This is a genomic window from Pseudomonas urethralis, assembly GCF_021602465.1.
In the GTDB taxonomy this organism is placed as follows: domain Bacteria; phylum Pseudomonadota; class Gammaproteobacteria; order Pseudomonadales; family Pseudomonadaceae; genus Aquipseudomonas; species Aquipseudomonas vlassakiae.
Genome location: NZ_BQIJ01000044.1, coordinates 1 through 3,090, shown reverse-complemented (window position 1 = coordinate 3,090; position 3,090 = coordinate 1). Strand labels below are relative to the sequence as shown.

The following is a 3,090-nucleotide window of genomic DNA, read 5'->3' as shown; positions in this document are numbered from 1 at the left end:
CTTTTGTCAGATCGTTCTTTAAAAATTCGGATATGTGATAGATATAGACTGAACACCAGTTTCACTGCTGGTGGATCAGGCTAAGGTAAAATTTGTGAGTTCTGCGCGAAAGCGCAACATGCGAATTTTCGGCGAATGTCGTCTTCACAGTATAACCAGATTGCTTGGGGTTATATGGTCAAGTGAAGAAGCGCATACGGTGGATGCCTTGGCAGTCAGAGGCGATGAAAGACGTGGTAGCCTGCGATAAGCTTTGGGGAGTCGGCAAACAGACTGTGATCCAGAGATCTCTGAATGGGGGAACCCACTCAGCACAAGCTGAGTATCTTGTACTGAATACATAGGTGCAAGAGGCGAACCAGGGGAACTGAAACATCTAAGTACCCTGAGGAAAAGAAATCAACCGAGATTCCCTTAGTAGTGGCGAGCGAACGGGGACCAGCCCTTAAGTTGATTTGAGATTAGTGGAACGCTCTGGAAAGTGCGGCCATAGTGGGTGATAGCCCCGTACACGAAAATCTCTTGTCAATGAAATCGAGTAGGACGGAGCACGAGAAACTTTGTCTGAACATGGGGGGACCATCCTCCAAGGCTAAATACTACTGACTGACCGATAGTGAACCAGTACCGTGAGGGAAAGGCGAAAAGAACCCCGGAGAGGGGAGTGAAATAGAACCTGAAACCGTATGCGTACAAGCAGTGGGAGCCTACTTTGTTAGGTGACTGCGTACCTTTTGTATAATGGGTCAGCGACTTATATTCAGTGGCGAGCTTAACCGAATAGGGGAGGCGTAGCGAAAGCGAGTCTTAATAGGGCGTTTAGTCGCTGGGTATAGACCCGAAACCGGGCGATCTATCCATGGGCAGGTTGAAGGTTAGGTAACACTGACTGGAGGACCGAACCGACTACCGTTGAAAAGTTAGCGGATGACCTGTGGATCGGAGTGAAAGGCTAATCAAGCTCGGAGATAGCTGGTTCTCCTCGAAAGCTATTTAGGTAGCGCCTCATGTATCACTGTAGGGGGTAGAGCACTGTTTCGGCTAGGGGGTCATCCCGACTTACCAAACCGATGCAAACTCCGAATACCTACAAGTGCCGAGCATGGGAGACACACGGCGGGTGCTAACGTCCGTCGTGAAAAGGGAAACAACCCAGACCGTCAGCTAAGGTCCCAAAGTCATGGTTAAGTGGGAAACGATGTGGGAAGGCTTAGACAGCTAGGAGGTTGGCTTAGAAGCAGCCACCCTTTAAAGAAAGCGTAATAGCTCACTAGTCGAGTCGGCCTGCGCGGAAGATGTAACGGGGCTCAAACCATGCACCGAAGCTACGGGTATCATCTTATGATGATGCGGTAGAGGAGCGTTCTGTAAGCCTGTGAAGGTGAGTTGAGAAGCTTGCTGGAGGTATCAGAAGTGCGAATGCTGACATGAGTAACGACAATGCGAGTGAAAAACTCGCACGCCGAAAGACCAAGGTTTCCTGCGCAACGTTAATCGACGCAGGGTTAGTCGGTCCCTAAGGCGAGGCTGAAAAGCGTAGTCGATGGAAAACAGGTTAATATTCCTGTACTTCCAGTTATTGCGATGGAGGGACGGAGAAGGCTAGGCCAGCCTGGCGTTGGTTGTCCAGGTTTAAGGTGGTAGGCTGAGATCTTAGGCAAATCCGGGATCTCAAGGCCGAGAGCTGATGACGAGTGCTCATTAGAGCGCGAAGTGGTTGATGCCATGCTTCCAAGAAAAGCTCCTAAGCTTCAGATAACTGGGAACCGTACCCCAAACCGACACAGGTGGTTAGGTAGAGAATACCAAGGCGCTTGAGAGAACTCGGGTGAAGGAACTAGGCAAAATGGCACCGTAACTTCGGGAGAAGGTGCGCCGGCGAGGGTGAAGGACTTGCTCCGTAAGCCCATGCCGGTCGAAGATACCAGGCCGCTGCGACTGTTTATTAAAAACACAGCACTCTGCAAACACGAAAGTGGACGTATAGGGTGTGACGCCTGCCCGGTGCCGGAAGGTTAATTGATGGGGTTAGCGCAAGCGAAGCTCTTGATCGAAGCCCCGGTAAACGGCGGCCGTAACTATAACGGTCCTAAGGTAGCGAAATTCCTTGTCGGGTAAGTTCCGACCTGCACGAATGGCGTAACGATGGCGGCGCTGTCTCCACCCGAGACTCAGTGAAATTGAAATCGCTGTGAAGATGCAGTGTATCCGCGGCTAGACGGAAAGACCCCGTGAACCTTTACTATAGCTTTGCACTGGACTTTGAATTTGCTTGTGTAGGATAGGTGGGAGGCTTTGAAGTGGGGACGCCAGTTCTCATGGAGCCATCCTTGAAATACCACCCTGGCAACTTTGAGGTTCTAACTCAGGTCCGTTATCCGGATCGAGGACAGTGTATGGTGGGTAGTTTGACTGGGGCGGTCTCCTCCCAAAGAGTAACGGAGGAGTACGAAGGTGCGCTCAGACCGGTCGGAAATCGGTCGTAGAGTATAAAGGCAAAAGCGCGCTTGACTGCGAGACAAACACGTCGAGCAGGTACGAAAGTAGGTCTTAGTGATCCGGTGGTTCTGTATGGAAGGGCCATCGCTCAACGGATAAAAGGTACTCCGGGGATAACAGGCTGATACCGCCCAAGAGTTCATATCGACGGCGGTGTTTGGCACCTCGATGTCGGCTCATCACATCCTGGGGCTGAAGCCGGTCCCAAGGGTATGGCTGTTCGCCATTTAAAGTGGTACGCGAGCTGGGTTTAGAACGTCGTGAGACAGTTCGGTCCCTATCTGCCGTGGACGTTTGAGATTTGAGAGGGGCTGCTCCTAGTACGAGAGGACCGGAGTGGACGAACCTCTGGTGTTCCGGTTGTCACGCCAGTGGCATTGCCGGGTAGCTATGTTCGGAAGAGATAACCGCTGAAAGCATCTAAGCGGGAAACTTGCCTCAAGATGAGATCTCACTGGAACCTTGAGTTCCCTGAAGGGCCGTCGAAGACTACGACGTTGATAGGTTGGGTGTGTAAGCGCTGTGAGGCGTTGAGCTAACCAATACTAATTGCCCGTGAGGCTTGACCATATAACACCCAAGCAATTTGCT

1 rRNA gene is annotated in these 3,090 nt (G+C 51.5%); it reads left to right on the top strand.

The features are described from left to right. Positions 1–176 precede the first annotated feature (176 nt). A 23S ribosomal RNA gene (locus tag L6D64_RS28055) occupies positions 177–3,069 on the top strand. Positions 3,070–3,090 lie beyond the last annotated feature (21 nt).